The 15,536-nt window shown below is 52.1% G+C and carries 16 protein-coding genes; 8 read left to right on the forward strand and 8 right to left on the reverse strand.

Features of this window, described 5'->3' with window-relative positions; translation table 11 throughout:
- The first annotated feature begins 6 nt into the window (after positions 1–6).
- The 6 genes from menD to pmrD all read left to right on the forward strand — a co-directional run bounded on the left by menD (position 7) and on the right by pmrD (position 5,994).
- Entirely contained in the window at positions 7–1,677 is a 1,671-nt protein-coding gene (gene menD, locus FQZ95_RS18485; protein WP_160530499.1) for a 2-succinyl-5-enolpyruvyl-6-hydroxy-3-cyclohexene-1-carboxylic-acid synthase, read from the forward strand.
- Positions 1,674–2,432 carry a 2-succinyl-6-hydroxy-2,4-cyclohexadiene-1-carboxylate synthase gene (menH, locus tag FQZ95_RS18490; protein ID WP_000600516.1) on the forward strand — a complete coding sequence of 253 codons (759 nt, stop codon included), beginning with the start codon at positions 1,674–1,676 and terminating at the stop codon, positions 2,430–2,432. Before menD ends, menH begins: the two co-directional genes overlap by 4 nt.
- A gap of 14 nt (positions 2,433–2,446) precedes the next feature.
- Positions 2,447–3,304, forward strand: a complete 858-nt coding sequence (menB, locus tag FQZ95_RS18495; RefSeq protein WP_000640000.1) for a 1,4-dihydroxy-2-naphthoyl-CoA synthase — start codon at positions 2,447–2,449, stop codon at positions 3,302–3,304.
- A complete protein-coding gene (menC, locus tag FQZ95_RS18500; RefSeq protein WP_160530500.1) occupies positions 3,304–4,266 on the forward strand; it encodes an o-succinylbenzoate synthase in 963 nt (320 codons plus the stop codon). Before menB ends, menC begins: the two co-directional genes overlap by 1 nt.
- Complete coding sequence (menE, locus tag FQZ95_RS18505) at positions 4,263–5,618, forward strand: o-succinylbenzoate--CoA ligase (protein ID WP_160530501.1); 1,356 nt, start codon at positions 4,263–4,265, stop codon at positions 5,616–5,618. Before menC ends, menE begins: the two co-directional genes overlap by 4 nt.
- Before the next feature lie 109 nt (positions 5,619–5,727).
- Positions 5,728–5,994 (forward strand): signal transduction protein PmrD, encoded by a 267-nt coding sequence (gene pmrD / locus FQZ95_RS18510; protein ID WP_032184684.1) that lies wholly within the window; start codon positions 5,728–5,730, stop codon positions 5,992–5,994.
- Here the strand turns inward: pmrD and arnF are convergent.
- From arnF to arnB, 7 genes are read right to left on the reverse strand one after another with little or no spacing between them, the layout of a single operon-like run.
- Positions 5,988–6,374 carry a 4-amino-4-deoxy-L-arabinose-phosphoundecaprenol flippase subunit ArnF gene (gene arnF / locus FQZ95_RS18515; RefSeq protein ID WP_000523867.1) on the reverse strand — a complete coding sequence of 129 codons (387 nt, stop codon included), beginning with the start codon at positions 6,372–6,374 and terminating at the stop codon, positions 5,988–5,990. The genes pmrD and arnF overlap by 7 nt on opposite strands.
- Positions 6,374–6,709, reverse strand: a complete 336-nt coding sequence (arnE, locus tag FQZ95_RS18520; RefSeq protein ID WP_000638030.1) for a 4-amino-4-deoxy-L-arabinose-phosphoundecaprenol flippase subunit ArnE — start codon at positions 6,707–6,709, stop codon at positions 6,374–6,376. Before arnE ends, arnF begins: the two co-directional genes overlap by 1 nt.
- Positions 6,706–8,358, reverse strand: a complete 1,653-nt coding sequence (arnT, locus tag FQZ95_RS18525; protein ID WP_160530502.1) for a lipid IV(A) 4-amino-4-deoxy-L-arabinosyltransferase — start codon at positions 8,356–8,358, stop codon at positions 6,706–6,708. Before arnT ends, arnE begins: the two co-directional genes overlap by 4 nt.
- The gene (gene arnD, locus FQZ95_RS18530) at positions 8,358–9,248 is read right to left on the reverse strand and encodes a 4-deoxy-4-formamido-L-arabinose-phosphoundecaprenol deformylase (RefSeq protein ID WP_160530503.1); all 891 of its coding nucleotides are present in this window, start codon (positions 9,246–9,248) and stop codon (positions 8,358–8,360) included. Before arnD ends, arnT begins: the two co-directional genes overlap by 1 nt.
- A complete protein-coding gene (gene arnA, locus FQZ95_RS18535; protein ID WP_160530504.1) occupies positions 9,245–11,227 on the reverse strand; it encodes a bifunctional UDP-4-amino-4-deoxy-L-arabinose formyltransferase/UDP-glucuronic acid oxidase ArnA in 1,983 nt (660 codons plus the stop codon). Before arnA ends, arnD begins: the two co-directional genes overlap by 4 nt.
- Positions 11,227–12,195 (reverse strand): undecaprenyl-phosphate 4-deoxy-4-formamido-L-arabinose transferase, encoded by a 969-nt coding sequence (gene arnC, locus FQZ95_RS18540; protein ID WP_000461637.1) that lies wholly within the window; start codon positions 12,193–12,195, stop codon positions 11,227–11,229. Before arnC ends, arnA begins: the two co-directional genes overlap by 1 nt.
- 3 nt (positions 12,196–12,198) lie before the next feature.
- The gene (gene arnB / locus FQZ95_RS18545) at positions 12,199–13,338 is read right to left on the reverse strand and encodes a UDP-4-amino-4-deoxy-L-arabinose aminotransferase (RefSeq protein ID WP_160530505.1); all 1,140 of its coding nucleotides are present in this window, start codon (positions 13,336–13,338) and stop codon (positions 12,199–12,201) included.
- Positions 13,339–13,645: 307 nt separating this feature from the next.
- Here arnB and ais point away from each other — a divergent pair, with 307 nt between their 5' ends.
- Positions 13,646–14,248, forward strand: a complete 603-nt coding sequence (gene ais, locus FQZ95_RS18550) for a lipopolysaccharide core heptose(II)-phosphate phosphatase Ais (RefSeq protein ID WP_001306469.1) — start codon at positions 13,646–13,648, stop codon at positions 14,246–14,248.
- Between the two features lie 38 nt (positions 14,249–14,286).
- Here ais and nudI read toward each other — a convergent pair whose 3' ends face one another.
- Positions 14,287–14,712 carry a nucleoside triphosphatase NudI gene (gene nudI / locus FQZ95_RS18555; protein ID WP_032184677.1) on the reverse strand — a complete coding sequence of 142 codons (426 nt, stop codon included), beginning with the start codon at positions 14,710–14,712 and terminating at the stop codon, positions 14,287–14,289.
- 278 nt (positions 14,713–14,990) lie between these two features.
- Between nudI and FQZ95_RS18560 the strand changes: the two genes are divergently transcribed.
- A complete protein-coding gene (locus FQZ95_RS18560) occupies positions 14,991–15,533 on the forward strand; it encodes a YfaZ family outer membrane protein (RefSeq protein WP_032184676.1) in 543 nt (180 codons plus the stop codon).
- The last annotated feature ends 3 nt before the right edge of the window (positions 15,534–15,536 follow it).

Genomic DNA, 15,536 nt, shown 5'->3' on the forward strand with positions numbered 1-15,536 from the left:
AAACTCATGTCAGTAAGCGCATTTAACCGACGCTGGGCGGCGGTCATTCTGGAAGCATTAACGCGTCACGGCGTCAGACACATCTGTATCGCCCCTGGCTCGCGTTCTACACCGTTAACGTTAGCGGCGGCGGAGAATTCCGCATTTATTCACCACACCCATTTTGATGAGCGTGGACTGGGGCATCTGGCGCTGGGGCTGGCGAAAGTCAGCAAGCAGCCGGTGGCGGTGATTGTGACCTCCGGCACGGCGGTAGCAAATCTCTATCCGGCACTAATAGAAGCTGGGTTAACCGGAGAAAAACTGATCCTGTTAACCGCCGATCGCCCGCCGGAGCTCATTGACTGCGGCGCGAATCAGGCGATTCGTCAGCCGGGAATGTTCGCCTCTCATCCTACGCATAGCATTTCACTGCCGCGCCCGACGCAGGATATTTCTGCCCGTTGGCTGGTCTCTACTATCGACCACGCCCTTGGTACGCTTCATGCTGGAGGAGTCCATATCAACTGCCCGTTTGCTGAACCGCTATATGGCGAGATGGACGACTTCGGGCTTAGTTGGCAACAGCGTCTTGGCGACTGGTGGCAGGACGATAAACCGTGGCTGCGTGAAGCGCCTCGTCTGGAAAGTGAAAAACAGCGTGACTGGTTCTTCTGGCGACAAAAGCGCGGCGTGGTGGTTGCTGGTCGCATGAGTGCGGAAGAGGGCAAAAAAGTTGCTCTGTGGGCGCAAACTCTTGGCTGGCCGCTGATTGGCGACGTCCTGTCGCAAACCGGACAGCCGCTGCCGTGTGCCGATCTCTGGTTAGGCAATGCCAAAGCGACCAGCGAACTGCAACAGGCGCAGATTGTGGTGCAACTGGGCAGCAGCCTGACGGGCAAACGGCTCCTGCAATGGCAGGCAAGCTGTGAACCCGAAGAGTACTGGATTGTTGATGACATTGAAGGTCGACTTGATCCAGCACACCATCGCGGACGCCGCTTAATTGCCAATATTGCCGACTGGCTGGAGCTGCATCCGGCAGAAAAACGCCAGCCCTGGTGCGTTGAAATCCCGCGCCTGGCGGAACAGGCAATGCAGGCGGTTATTGCCCGTCGCGATGCGTTTGGCGAAGCACAACTAGCGCATCGCATCAGCGACTATCTGCCTGAACAGGGGCAATTGTTTGTCGGTAACAGCCTGGTGGTACGTCTGATTGATGCGCTTTCGCAACTTCCGGCAGGTTACCCGGTGTACAGCAATCGTGGGGCCAGCGGTATTGACGGGCTGCTTTCTACTGCCGCAGGCGTTCAGCGGGCCAGTGGCAAACCGACGCTGGCGATTGTGGGCGATCTCTCAGCACTTTACGATCTCAACGCGCTGGCGCTATTGCGCCAGGTTTCCGCGCCGCTGGTATTAATTGTGGTGAACAACAACGGCGGGCAAATTTTCTCGCTGCTGCCGACACCGAAAAGCGAGCGTGAGCGTTTCTATCTGATGCCGCAAAACGTCCATTTTGAGCACGCCGCCGCGATGTTCGAGCTGAAATATCATCGTCCGCAAAACTGGCAGGAACTTGAAACGGCACTTGCCGACGCTTGGCGCACGCCGACCACCACGGTAATTGAAATGGTGGTTAACGACACCGATGGTGCGCAAACCCTCCAGCAACTGCTGGCGCAGGTAAGCCATTTATGATCCTGCACGCGCAGGCAAAACACGGCAAACCAGGTTTACCCTGGCTGGTGTTTTTGCACGGTTTTTCCGGCGATTGCCATGAATGGCAAGAAGTGGGCGAGGCGTTTGCCGACTACTCGCGGTTGTATGTTGATCTCCCAGGTCACGGTGGTTCGGCAGCAATTAGCGTCGATGGATTTGATGATGTCACCGGCTTACTGCGTAAAACTCTGGTTAGTTACAACATCCTTAACTTCTGGCTGGTGGGGTACTCGCTTGGCGGACGGGTGGCGATGATGGCGGCTTGTCAGGGGATGCCGGGGCTGAGTGGGGTTGTGGTCGAAGGCGGGCATCCGGGATTGCAAAGTGCTGAACAACGCACGGAACGTCTGCTTTCCGATCGCCAATGGGCGCAGCGTTTTCGCACAGAACCATTAACGGCGGTATTTGCCGACTGGTATCAACAGCCTGTCTTTGCCTCGCTCAATGACGATCAACGCCGGGAGCTGGTGGCGCTGCGTAGCCACAATAACGGTGTAACGCTTGCTACTATGCTGGAGGCCACTTCTCTCGCCGTCCAGCCTGATTTACGTGCTAACCTTAGCGCCCGCACATTTGCGTTTTATTATTTATGTGGTGAACGTGACAGCAAATTCCGCGCTCTGGCGGCGGAACTGGCTGCCGACTGCCATGTCATTCCTCGCGCCGGACATAACGCGCACCGGGAAAATCCCGCTGGCGTAATCGCAAGTCTGGCGCAGATCTTGCGTTTCTGACTAAAGGACACAATATGATTTATCCTGATGAAGCAATGCTTTACGCACCGGTTGAATGGCACGACTGCTCCGAAGGTTTCGAGGACATTCGTTATGAAAAATCCACCGACGGTATCGCAAAAATCACCATTAATCGTCCGCAGGTGCGCAATGCCTTTCGTCCTCTGACGGTAAAAGAGATGATCCAGGCACTGGCAGATGCGCGTTATGACGATAACATCGGCGTAATTATTCTGACTGGTGCAGGCGATAAAGCGTTCTGCTCTGGTGGCGACCAGAAAGTGCGTGGCGATTACGGCGGCTATAAAGATGATTCCGGCGTACATCATCTGAATGTGCTGGACTTCCAGCGTCAGATCCGTACCTGTCCGAAACCGGTTGTCGCGATGGTAGCGGGTTACTCCATCGGCGGCGGTCACGTTCTGCACATGATGTGCGACCTGACCATCGCGGCGGAAAACGCCATCTTCGGTCAGACTGGCCCGAAAGTCGGTTCCTTCGATGGTGGCTGGGGCGCTTCCTATATGGCGCGCATTGTTGGGCAGAAAAAAGCGCGTGAAATCTGGTTCCTGTGCCGTCAGTACGACGCGAAACAGGCGCTGGATATGGGCCTTGTGAACACCGTGGTGCCGCTGGCAGATCTGGAAAAAGAAACCGTGCGTTGGTGCCGCGAAATGCTGCAAAACAGCCCGATGGCGCTGCGTTGCCTGAAAGCTGCGCTGAACGCTGACTGTGACGGTCAGGCGGGTCTGCAGGAGCTGGCGGGCAATGCCACCATGCTGTTCTACATGACAGAAGAAGGTCAGGAAGGTCGCAACGCCTTCAACCAGAAACGTCAGCCTGACTTCAGCAAATTTAAACGGAATCCGTAATGCGTAGCGCGCAGGTATACCGCTGGCAGATCCCCATGGACGCGGGGGTGGTTCTGCGCGACAGGCGGTTAAAAACCCGCGACGGGCTGTATGTTTGCCTGCGTGAGGGCGAGCGCGAAGGGTGGGGGGAGATCTCCCCACTGCCGGGCTTCAGTCAGGAAACCTGGGAAGAGGCGCAAAGTGCGCTGCTTGCCTGGGTAAATAACTGGCTGGCAGGCGATTGCGAATTACCGCAAATGCCTTCCGTCGCCTTTGGCGTAAGCTGTGCATTGGCGGAGCTGGCAGACACGTTACCACAGGCGGCCAATTATCGTGCGGCACCACTGTGTAATGGCGATCCGGACGATCTGATCCTGAAACTTGCCGATATGCCAGGTGAGAAAGTGGCGAAGGTCAAGGTGGGATTGTACGAAGCGGTGCGCGACGGCATGGTGGTGAATCTGTTGCTGGAGGCCATTCCGGATCTGCATTTGCGTCTTGATGCGAATCGCGCCTGGACGCCGCTGAAAGGCCAGCAGTTTGCCAAATACGTTAACCCGGATTATCGCGGCCGCATCGCGTTTCTCGAAGAACCGTGCAAAACCCGCGAGGATTCCCGCGCCTTTGCCCGTGAAACCGGCATTGCCATTGCCTGGGATGAAAGCTCGCGCGAGCCGGATTTTGCCTTTGTCGCTGAACAGGGCGTGCGCGCGGTAGTTATCAAACCCACGCTCACGGGCAGCCTGGAGAAAGTACGTGAGCAGGTGCAGGCGGCGCACGCGTTGGGGCTGACGGCGGTGATCAGTTCTTCTATTGAGTCGAGCTTAGGCTTAACGCAACTGGCGCGGATTGCCGCCTGGTTAACGCCAGACACCATTCCGGGGCTGGACACGCTGGATCTGATGCAGGCGCAGCAGGTTCGTCGCTGGCCGGGTAGCCCGCTACCGTTAGTGGAAGTTGATGCACTGGAGCGGCTGTTATGATCTTCTCTGACTGGCCGTGGCGTCACTGGCGGCAAGTGCGGGGAGAAGCCATCGCCTTACGTCTTAATGACGAGCAACTTAACTGGCGCGAGCTTTGTGCTCGCGTCGATGAATTAGCCTCCGGCTTTGCGGCGCAGGGCGTTGTTGAGGGCAGCGGCGTGATGTTGCGGGCGTGGAATACGCCGCAAACGCTGCTCGCCTGGCTGGCGTTACTGCAATGCGGGGCGCGGGTGTTGCCCGTGAACCCTCAGCTGCCGCAACCGTTGCTTGAAGAATTGCTGCCCAATCTGACGCTGCAATTTGCGCTGATGCCGGATGGGGAAAACACGTTTCCGGCGTTAACGTCGCTGCACATTCAGCTGGTTGAAGGCGCACATGCCGCTGCGTGGCAGCCGACGCGTCTGTGCTCAATGACGTTGACCTCCGGCTCTACCGGTTTGCCGAAAGCCGCTGTTCATACTTATCAGGCCCATCTTGCCAGTGCGCAAGGTGTGTTATCGCTGATACCGTTTGGCGAGCACGATGACTGGTTGCTCTCTTTACCGCTGTTTCACGTCTCCGGTCAGGGAATTATGTGGCGCTGGTTATACGCTGGTGCGCGGATGACGGTACGTGATAAACAGCCATTGGAGCAAATGCTGGCAGGCTGTACTCACGCTTCACTGGTGCCAACACAACTCTGGCGTTTGCTGGTTAACCGCAGTTCCGTTTCCCTGAAAGCGGTGTTACTTGGCGGTGCGGCAATTCCGGTCGAGTTGACGGAACAGGCGCGCGAGCAGGGGATTCGTTGCTTTTGCGGCTATGGTCTGACCGAGTTTGCCTCCACTGTGTGTGCGAAAGAAGCCGACGGTCTGGCAGACGTCGGTTCGCCGCTACCGGGTCGGGAAGTGAAAATCGTAAACGACGAAGTGTGGCTGCGGGCTGCCAGCATGGCAGAAGGTTACTGGCGTAACGGGCAACTGGTTCCACTGGTTAATGACGAAGGCTGGTACGCCACGCGCGATCGCGGTGAGATGCATAATGGCAAGCTGACAATTGTCGGACGTTTAGACAATCTGTTCTTCAGTGGTGGCGAAGGCATTCAGCCGGAAGAGGTGGAGCGTGTTATTGCTGCACATCCTGCGGTTTTGCAGGTGTTTATCGTCCCCGTCGCGGACAAGGAGTTTGGTCATCGACCGGTAGCGGTGGTGGAGTATGACCAGCAAACCGTTGATCTTGGCGAATGGGTGAAAGATAAGCTGGCCCGTTTTCAGCAACCGGTGCGTTGGCTGACGCTTCCACCTGAACTGAAAAACGGTGGTATTAAGATTTCACGTCAGGCGCTAAAAGAGTGGGTGCAACGCCAGCAATAATTAACCATCCGTTGCACTTCTCATTTCTGCCATTCCATTGCCGTTGATAAAGAGTTTATCTGTTAATCTGTAAATTGATGTGAAAACTCTTAGCAAACAGGATAATGCAATGGAATGGCTGGTCAAAAAATCGTGCTGCGATAAACAAGATAACAGACATGTACTTATGCTCTGCGATGCTGGCGGCGCGATAAAAATGATCGCCGAAGTGAAGAGTGACTTCGCCGTGAAAGTGGGCGATTTACTCTCCCCTTTGCAGAATGCGCTTTACTGCATTAATCGTGAAAAGCTACATACGGTGAAAGTCCTCTCGGCATGCAGCTACAGCCCCGATGAGTGGGAACGGCAGTGTCAATCGGCTGAGAAAACTCAGTAACGTTGTTTTGTCGTGGGCAGGAAAATCAGCATCAACCCACTCATAATACAGGCTACTCCCAGTAGTGCCTTCAGAGAAAAAGTTCCTTCCCAGCCGGGAAGTATCATTGATGCAATCCATACCAGCACATAGCTCATACTGAGCAAGGCATAGGCTTTGCTTAACGCAAGTTTATGTAGCGTTTTATACCAACAAAAAACGGAAAGCAGATAACCCAGCAGCCCGAGTAACAGTATCCGGGCATCCAGGCCAAAAGCTAACAGCGCCGCGATAAAATCCCATAAGTGCGTCATCGGCGGTAGATGACTCGCCGCATAACCGAGGCTTAATTGCGCAGCTGAGGCAATAATGACGCTGAATAATCCCCACATCAGGCCCATTACACCGTACTCCCGAGGATCACAATGCCGCCAATAATGAACGCCACCCCACACCAGTGACGCAGTGATACCGGCTCGTGCCACAGTTTTACTGCAGCCAGCGTCACCCAGACAAAATTCAGACTTAACATCGGGTAGGCAATGCCTACCGGTACGTTCTGCAAGACCAGCAGCCAGAGCACCATGGCAAGGCCAAGACAAGCCAGCGCCAGTCCCAGCCACAGCACGATATGTTTGCGCCGTTTGTTTATCGCCACAAAGCAGGTTGCTTGTTTCTGACACAACTGCCCGGCAACGCTAAGCAAGCTGGCAAAGACTAATGTTAGCCAGATCATTTGGGCCGATACTGAATCAGCACCAGACGCTCCTGACGATCGATGGCATCTGCGGGCGGAATGGCGAGACTGTTGATATCTTCATCGCGGTCAACCGAAAGCACGAGTGTAATAACCCCCTCCTGACGATGTTGATTAAGCCAGTTTGCGAACTCATCACCGCTGACAAATCTCCCTTTCGCATCCGGATAATTTAGGCCGTATTTCAATTCCCCTGTCTGGCGATACATGATGATGTCATCACGTCTCAGGCTCCATGCCAGACCAGCAGCAACGCCGACGCTATCGGTAAGAATATAGCGGCTTGGCTGCAGTGATTCTTGTGTCGTCTCGACAAAAAATTGCGGATGTTTTCCTTCCATGACTCTGTCAGGAATTGAAAATCCTACCAGCAACGCCAGCCCAAGCGGGCAAAGTGCGGCAAAAGGCCAGTTTTTTTCGACGTTTGTTAAGGTATACCAGCCGAAAAATGCCCATAGCGAAAAAATCGACCATGCACAAAAGACTTTATAGCTCTCGAAGGTTTGCCACACCGGCGTGTTCATTGGTCCCCAGGGGGAGACCACAAACGTAGCAATAATGCCAGTGACGCCAAAAGCGATGTTAATCCAGCCATTAATCCGCAACGCCAGAGGATTATTTTTTGCTGCCAGCAAAGCGTAATGCGCCATCAGCATTGCCAGAGGTGCAAAGCATGAAAGAATATAGGTGGGCAATTTGCCTTTGGCGACAGAGAAAAACAGCAGCGGCATTACCGCCCAGCTCAATAAATAGACGGTTGCGGAATGCTTGCGGTTTTTCCAGCCTGTGTACAGTGCTCCGGGGAGTAATCCCAGCCACGGCAGGCTACCGGCAATGATGACCGGCAAGTAGTACCAGAACGGAGCTCTATGCTGAGCATCATCCATTGCAAAGCGTTGAATATGCTCAACCCAGAAAAAATAGTGCCAGAAGTCAGGCTCCCGCTGCGCTATCGCCAGTCCCCAGGGGAGAACCGTCAGTACGCAACTGATAACCGCCAGCCAGCCGTAAATAAAGAGATCTTTCCAGCGTTTTTGCGTTGCAACCCATGGCAGCACGCTTAATACCGGCACGGCAAGGGCGAGAAAACCTTTGGTCATCACCCCCATGCCGCAGGTGATTCCCAGCAGCAAAAATCCCGCGCTTTTGCCTTTCCACGTCTGTGCCTGCATTGCCAGCCAGAAGCTGCACATTCCCGCCACCAGCCAGAATGCAATAAACGGATCGAGCACGGCATAAGTGCCAATGGCATAGACAATAAACAGTGAGAGATAAATCACTGCGGCGAGTAGAGCCAGACGTTTATTGCGCCATAAGCGCAGAGTAAACCAGGTCACCAGCGCGGCAGTTAACAGGGTCGCAAAGATAACGCCTGCCCGCACACCAAAGTTATTTGCGCCAAATAGCCATTGCCCAATACTGTTAATCCAGTATCCGGCAATGGGTTTTTCGAAATAACGTAGCCCTAACATATGGGGCACAATCCAGTCGCCGGATGCCAGCATTTCCCGACTGATTTCCGCATAACGCGTTTCATCTGGTTGCCAGAGCAGACGCGTGCTGATCGGTAACAGGTAATAGCAGGCAATAAATGCGAAGAGGCCGATAAGGTAACGTACCGATTTCATCAGCGACTACCCGCAATTTGTTGGCAACCCAGCCAGCCTTCACGTCCGGCAATATTTCCGCGAACAACTTGTCCGAGCGGCAACGTCCCTGATAACAGTTCGCTTAAAGGGCAAAATGTCACGCCTTCCTGGGTTGCGCGTTTCAGGAGATCCACAAAATTATGCTGATAAGCGCAGCCTTCAACTTCTGCATGAATGGTATAAACCGGCGTGCCTTTATCTCGCAGGATGCGGTTGAGTAGCCAACCGTTAAAATCTTCTGCTTTCACATCCCGACCAATCACTTCATCCCAGGTGGGTAAGGTCACCGGAATTTGCGCAGTACCGGGTTTTCCTGATTCGAGCAATGGACGAAACGGCATCGCCCCACGACAATCGCTGTTGTAGCGCAAATGGAACGCTTCTTTTGCTTCGATCACCTGCTGGTCGGCACGCCAGCCAGCGGCTGCGGAGCAGGTTACCGGTTGGCCGATAATTTCTTCCAGGGTGCGAAGGCCGCGTGCGATATCGTCGACCATTGTTTGCCGATCCCAGTTACTGCTATAGGCTTGCCAGGCATGGTGATCCCAGGCGTGCAGGCCGACTTCGTGATGTTTAGCCGCTTCACGAATGATATCGGCATTGGCATGACCAATCTCTTTACCTGGCCAGGCCGTACCTGCCAGTAAAATATCCCAGCCATAAAGCGATGCCGCGTTTGAGCGCAGCATCTTCCACAAAAACTGTGGCTTCACCAGTCGCCAGAGATGGCGGCCCATATTGTCCGGGCCGACGCTGAAAAAAATGCTGGCCTGAATATTATGCTTACTCAAGATTTCCAGCAGACGCGGCACGCCTTCACGGGTGCCACGAAAGGTATCGACATCAATGCGTAAGCCTACTTTTGTCATGATGGTTTATCCGTAAGCTCGACGGTGCGCAGGAAAAAATCCAGCGTTTCGTCGATGGTTTCCTGCATATCAATTTTGGGTTCCCAGTCCAGGCAGCGGCGGGCATTACGGATGCTTGGTTTACGATGCTCTACGTCCTGATATCCCTTGCCGTAGTAGCTGCTACTTTCGACAACGCGAAAGCCCGCAAACGGTGGGAAGTGATGGCGCAGCGGATGTTTTTCGAAGCTCGCCAGCAGCATCTCGCCCAGTTCCTCAATGCTCGCTTCGTTATCAGGATTGCCAATGTTGATAATTTCGCCGTCGCAGCGATTGCCTGCATTTTCGATAATGCGATACAACGCTTCAATGCCATCCCGGATATCAGTAAAGCAGCGTTTTTGTTTTCCGCCATCAATCAGCTTAATCGGTGAACCTTCCACCAGGTTGAGAATGAGTTGCGTAATAGCGCGGGAGCTGCCAATTCGTGCCGCATTAAGGTTATCCAGTCGTGGTCCCATCCAGTTAAACGGGCGGAAGAGGGTAAACTGTAAACCCTCTTTTTCACCATAGGCCCAGATAACCCGATCAAGTAATTGTTTAGACACCGAATAAATCCAGCGTGGTTTATTCACCGGGCCGACGATTAAATTAGAATGGTCCTCATCGAAGTATTTATCGCTACACATCCCATAAACTTCTGAAGTTGACGGGAAGATGATTCGCTTACGGTACTTCACGCAGTAGCGGATAATGCGCAGATTCTCTTCAAAATCGAGTTCAAATACGCGCAGTGGGTTGCGGGTATATTCAATCGGCGTGGCTATCGCCACCAGCGGCAACACGACATCACATTTTTTGACGTGATACTCAATCCATTCGGAATGAATACTGATATCGCCTTCGACAAAGTGAAAATGCGGATGATTCAGAAAACGGCTTATCGCATCGCTGCCGATATCCAGACCGTAAACTTCATAATGATCTTCGCGCAGCAGGCGTTCTGTCAGATGGTTGCCAATAAAGCCATTCACCCCGAGGATGAGTACCCGCGTACGGCGTCGGGCGGTGCAGGCAGGCTGGCTATTCAAGCGTGAACCTTGCACCAGACCCTGCGACTGCGCTAACTGCGAGCCTTGCATAGTAATGCCGTCTCCCGCCTGTCCGGTGACGATTTCCAGCGCGCCATCGCCACAGGCAATCAGCAGTGGCGCAACAGAAATCACGCTCCCCGGTTGTGCTGCGGGCGCATGAGAATGCACGCGTGACGACCAGACGGTAAATTTTTGATTACCAACATAGCTGAAGGCACCCGGCCACGGATCGGCGACGGCACGCACCATGTTATGCAATACTGCTGCCGGTTTATGCCACTCGAGGAAACTGTCTTCCGGTGTTCTGCGACCAAAACAGGTGGCTTCGTTTTCGCGCTGGGCGATTTCCAGAATATTACCGTCTTTAATGGCGGGTAATGTCTGCTCTAGTAGCTGGCGCGCGGCATGGCATAACTTGTGATGAAGCGTAATGGCGATATCGTCTGGCGCAATGGCAATGCGCAATTGGGCCACAATGGCCCCAGCATCGGCACGTTTCACCATTCGGTGCAATGTCACGCCAGTTTCCGTTTCACCGTTCACCAGCACCCAGTTCAGCGGCGCGCGACCACGATATTTTGGTAACAGCGAACCATGCAGATTAAATGCACCTGCGGGAGCGAGCTGCAAAATTTCGTCGCAAATAAGATGGCGATAATAAAAAGAAAAAATCACATCAGGTGATAGTTGGGCAATGCGTTCCACCCACAGCGGATGATTAACGTTATCTGGCGCATAAACCGGAATGCCTCTTTCCGCCGCCAGACGAGCTACCGAACCATAAAAGGCTTTTTCACCGGGATTATCAGTATGAGTAAAAATAGCGCTAATTTCGTAACCGGCAGCCAGCAGGGCTTCAATACCGAGGCATCCCATATCGTGGTAGGCAAAAACGACGGTTTTCATTATTCATTTTCCTTGCTGGATGGACGGATAACTTGCTGAACAAAATAGCGGGGGCGGGCGCGGACATCGGTGTAGATCCTGCCGATATATTCACCGAGTAGTCCCATGCCGATAAACTGAGCGCCAATAAAAGTAAACAGCACGGCAAATAGCATAAAGACGCCTTCTGCCGCCCATTGGGGGCCGAAGGTCAGGCGTAAAATCACCAGCAGTACCGCGATGCTGAAACCTCCAATCGCAATAATGCTGCCGAGCAGACTCAGCATACGTAGCGGCGTAGTCGTAAGGCAGGTCACCAGGTCGTACATCAAATTAATCAGGCGCATAAAGCTGTATTTGGATTCACCAAACTCACGCTCGGCATGGTGCACTGGAATTTCAATGGCACGGCGGGCGAAGATATTCGCCAGAATCGGGATAAAGGTACTGCGTTCATGGCAGTGCAACATCGCATCGACAATATGACGGCGATAGGCGCGCAGCATACAACCGTAGTCACCCATCGCTTTGCCGGTGGTGCGCTGAATAAGTCGGTTGATCATCTTCGATGCCGTTTTACGAAACCAGCTGTCCTGGCGGTTCTGGCGTACAGTTCCTACTACGTCGTAACCTTCATCGGCTTTTGCCACCAGGCGGGGGATCTCTTCTGGAGGATTCTGGAGATCGGCATCGAGGGTAATAATTAAGTCGCCGGTAACGTGACTGAATCCCGCCATAATCGCTGAATGTTGCCCGTAATTGCGGTTAAGCAAAATAGACACAATATGGCTGTTCTCCGCTTGTGAGGCTTCGACCAGCATATGCGCGGAATTATCGCTACTGCCGTCATCAATCAGCAGGATCTCATACTCTTTCCCCAACGATTCACAGGCTGCGGTGGTGCGCCTGATTAATTCCGGTAAGCTTTCCTGCTCGTTATAAACGGGAATAACCACCGAGACTTTCTTAACAGGGTGGATTTCAAACATGGCTTATTGTCCTGCGAGTTGCTGAAGGGCTGTGATGACGCGGTCGGCATCGGCGGTGGTCATATCCGGGAACAGCGGCAACGAACAGATGCGTTCGCTATTCCATTCGGTATTCGGTAACGACAGCTCGGGAAAACGCTCGCGATAATATTTTTGCGTGTGAGCGGCGCGGAAATGTAACCCGGTACCAATGCCTCTTTCTTTTAACGCTTCCATCAACGCATCGCGACTGATACCACAACGTTGTTCATCGACACGAATAATAAACAGATGCCAGGCGTGAACGTGCGGCCAGGCGGGAAGGCTTAATGGCTCAAAGGGGAGAGCTGCCAGAGCTTGCTGATATTGCAGAGCAATTTCGCGCCGACGGGTGTTGAGGTGCTCTAATTTGGCTAACTGGGTCAGGGCAATCGCGGCGTTAATATCGGTCAGATTATACTTATAGCCCGGCGTTAAGACTTCAGCTTGCGGTGCACGGCCCCAGGTTTGTCTGTCATATGCATCGACACCCAGACCGTGAAATTTCAGCATCCGTAGCTGGCAGGCGAGGTTTTCATCATCGGTAACAATCAACCCACCTTCCGCACAGGTAATATTTTTGATGGCGTGAAACGAAAAAATAGCGGTACCTTTCGCGCCAATATGTCGGCCTTTGTAATATGTACCGACGGCATGGGCCGCATCTTCGATAACCGCGATGCCGTAACGTTCGCCAATGGCGCGAATAGCGTCAATATCTGCTGGCGCACCGGCATAATGCACCGGAATGATGGCTTTAGTGCGTGACGTAATGGCTGCTTCTATCAATTCTGGCGTGACCATCAGCGTATCGCGGTTAACATCCACCATTACCGGCGTTGCACCCAACAAGGAGATCATATTGAGCGTTGAAACCCAGGTCAGGGAAGGCGTAATCACTTCATCGCCCTTGCCAATTCCCAACGCCATCAGCGTGATATGCATTCCTGCGGTGGCTGAACTGACCGCGATGGCATGCTGATTTCCCGTCAATTGGCAAAAGGCTTGTTCAAGCGCTTGATTCTTCGGACCTGTAGTGATCCAACCGGATTCGAGAACCTCTTTAACTGCTGCGAGTTCCTCCACGCCCATTGCTGGTCGCGAAAAAGGCAAAAATTCTGACATTGCTTTTCCTTCCGCCATTGAATACCTGTCCACTTATATTTGCTATAAAGAGTGTTGTGTATATTTTGCCATTTGGAGCGAAATTCTAAGGATAGAATATTAACTTAACCTTAAGAAATTAATATTAGACGTAAATATTGAAATTTTTATATTTTTTCTTATTTAGGCTTTGCATTTGGCAAAATTTTGAGGCATTTTGCCGGCATCGTAGGATTTTTAATATTACACCAACTGCTAATTATCGCCAGAAATGTCGCTCAATTTCACGGTAATTGTCTGGTTGCGCTTGTCTATAGGTGGAGTTTACGTGTTAGCTTTTTGCCGCTCTTCGTTGAAGTCAAAAAAATATTTCATCATTTTACTGGCGCTCGCTGCCATTGCCGGACTGGGTACTCATGCCGCCTGGAGTAGCAATGGTTTGCCACGTATCGACAATAAAACGCTGGCCAGACTGGCACAGCAGCATCCGGTTGTCGTTTTGTTTCGCCATGCTGAACGTTGCGATCGTTCAACCAATCAATGCTTGTCAGATAAAACAGGTATTACGGTCAAAGGTACCCAGGATGCCCGTGAACTGGGCAACGCTTTTAGTGCTGATATCCCTGATTTCGATCTTTATTCCAGTAATACCGTCCGGACCATTCAGTCGGCGACCTGGTTTTCAGCGGGGAAAAAGCTGACGGTAGATAAACGACTTCTTCAATGCGGTAATGAGATTTATAGTGCAATTAAGGACTTACAAAGCAAAGCACCTGATAAAAATATCGTTATTTTTACCCATAATCATTGCCTGACATATATTGCTAAAGATAAGCGTGATGCGACATTTAAACCTGATTATCTGGATGGTTTAGTCATGCATGTGGAAAAAGGCAAAGTTTATCTGGATGGGGAATTCGTTAACCACTAAATTTTCAATCTGACAGCCAGTAATGGCTGTCATCATTGTTACAGAAGACCTTTCAAACGTAACGTTTTTCGGGTGGCGACATTCAAATCATAATGCACCAGATCTTCAGGTTTTACCCACGCGTAGTCCTGAAACTCTTCGTTTATTTTCACTTCTCGGTTGGTAGAAACGCAGTCAAAAATCAGGTAAATCATATAAATCTCTTCCTTGCGACCATCTGCATACGTCTTGGTGCGAATATCATCGCTGAAGGTCCACGGCGTGATTTCTGTCAAAAGCAGCTGTTCTCCCAGTTCTTCGCGAATTTCGCGGCGTAGTGCCTCTTCAATTCTTTCGCCAGGCTCCACGCCACCACCCGAAAGCGCCCATTGACCGGGGAAAACGCCGCGATCGTCGGCCATTTTACACAGCAAATAAGCACCATCATTTTCAATCAAAGGGCATACAATAGTCCGTTGTCGCACAGGAGTATTCCTTATAAATAAAAAGAAACCATGAGAATACGGCAACTCAGAAATATGTGAAAGTGACAGTAATCTCTTTTGCGATGATAACCGCACTGATTATTATTTTTGTGTGTATCGATACGGTGTGTTTGTTTTTTCAGCGTTTAATTATTTGAGAAGTATTTAGTTACAATAAGTGACTAGATCCCTTTTTTCGCTCATTGAATCCTCTGTGCCAGACAGTACAATCCCGCAGCTTTGGGAATTTTGATTTATTGCTTGTGGGTGAGGGGAAAATGAAAAAAATTGCGCTAGCAGGTCTGGCCGGAATGCTGTTGGTTTCTGCATCGGTCAATGCAATGAGTATCAGCGGTCAGGCGGGTAAAGAATACACCAATATTGGTGTCGGTTTTGGTACGGAATCGACGGGCCTGGCGTTAAGCGGTAACTGGACACATAACGACGACGACGGTGACGTCGCGGGTGTGGGGCTGGGGTTGAATCTGCCTCTTGGTCCGTTAATGGCGACCGTTGGCGGTAAAGGTATTTATACCAATCCGAATGATGGTGTTGAAGGCTATGCCGCTGCTGTTGGTGGTGGTTTGCAGTGGAAAATTGGCAACAGCTTCCGTTTGTTTGGCGAGTATTACTACTCTCCAGATTCGCTCTCCAGCGGTATTCAAAGTTATGAGGAAGCGAATGCTGGTGCGCGTTACACCATTATGCGTCCAGTCAGTATTGAGGCGGGTTATCGCTATCTGAATCTGTCGGGTAAAGATGGTAACCGCGACAACGCCGTGGCTGACGGTCCATATGTTGGGGTTAACGCCAGTTTCTGATGC

It is taken from the genome of Escherichia sp. HH41S (assembly GCF_009820115.1).
Lineage (GTDB): Bacteria > Pseudomonadota > Gammaproteobacteria > Enterobacterales > Enterobacteriaceae > Escherichia > Escherichia coli_F.

Excerpts from the sequence above, each read along its gene's own strand:
- menD (WP_160530499.1), top strand. The coding sequence starts at position 7 with ATGTCAGTAAGCGCATTTAACCGACGCTGGGCGGCGGTCATTCTGGAA.
- menH (WP_000600516.1), top strand. The coding sequence starts at position 1,674 with ATGATCCTGCACGCGCAGGCAAAACACGGCAAACCAGGTTTACCCTGG.
- menB (WP_000640000.1), top strand. The coding sequence starts at position 2,447 with ATGATTTATCCTGATGAAGCAATGCTTTACGCACCGGTTGAATGGCAC.
- menC (WP_160530500.1), top strand. The coding sequence starts at position 3,304 with ATGCGTAGCGCGCAGGTATACCGCTGGCAGATCCCCATGGACGCGGGG.
- menE (WP_160530501.1), top strand. The coding sequence starts at position 4,263 with ATGATCTTCTCTGACTGGCCGTGGCGTCACTGGCGGCAAGTGCGGGGA.
- pmrD (WP_032184684.1), top strand. The coding sequence starts at position 5,728 with ATGGAATGGCTGGTCAAAAAATCGTGCTGCGATAAACAAGATAACAGA.
- arnF (WP_000523867.1), bottom strand. The coding sequence starts at position 6,374 with ATGGGCCTGATGTGGGGATTATTCAGCGTCATTATTGCCTCAGCTGCG.
- arnE (WP_000638030.1), bottom strand. The coding sequence starts at position 6,709 with ATGATCTGGCTAACATTAGTCTTTGCCAGCTTGCTTAGCGTTGCCGGG.
- arnT (WP_160530502.1), bottom strand. The coding sequence starts at position 8,358 with ATGAAATCGGTACGTTACCTTATCGGCCTCTTCGCATTTATTGCCTGC.
- arnD (WP_160530503.1), bottom strand. The coding sequence starts at position 9,248 with ATGACAAAAGTAGGCTTACGCATTGATGTCGATACCTTTCGTGGCACC.
- arnA (WP_160530504.1), bottom strand. The coding sequence starts at position 11,227 with ATGAAAACCGTCGTTTTTGCCTACCACGATATGGGATGCCTCGGTATT.
- arnC (WP_000461637.1), bottom strand. The coding sequence starts at position 12,195 with ATGTTTGAAATCCACCCTGTTAAGAAAGTCTCGGTGGTTATTCCCGTT.
- arnB (WP_160530505.1), bottom strand. The coding sequence starts at position 13,338 with ATGTCAGAATTTTTGCCTTTTTCGCGACCAGCAATGGGCGTGGAGGAA.
- FQZ95_RS18560 (WP_032184676.1), top strand. The coding sequence starts at position 14,991 with ATGAAAAAAATTGCGCTAGCAGGTCTGGCCGGAATGCTGTTGGTTTCT.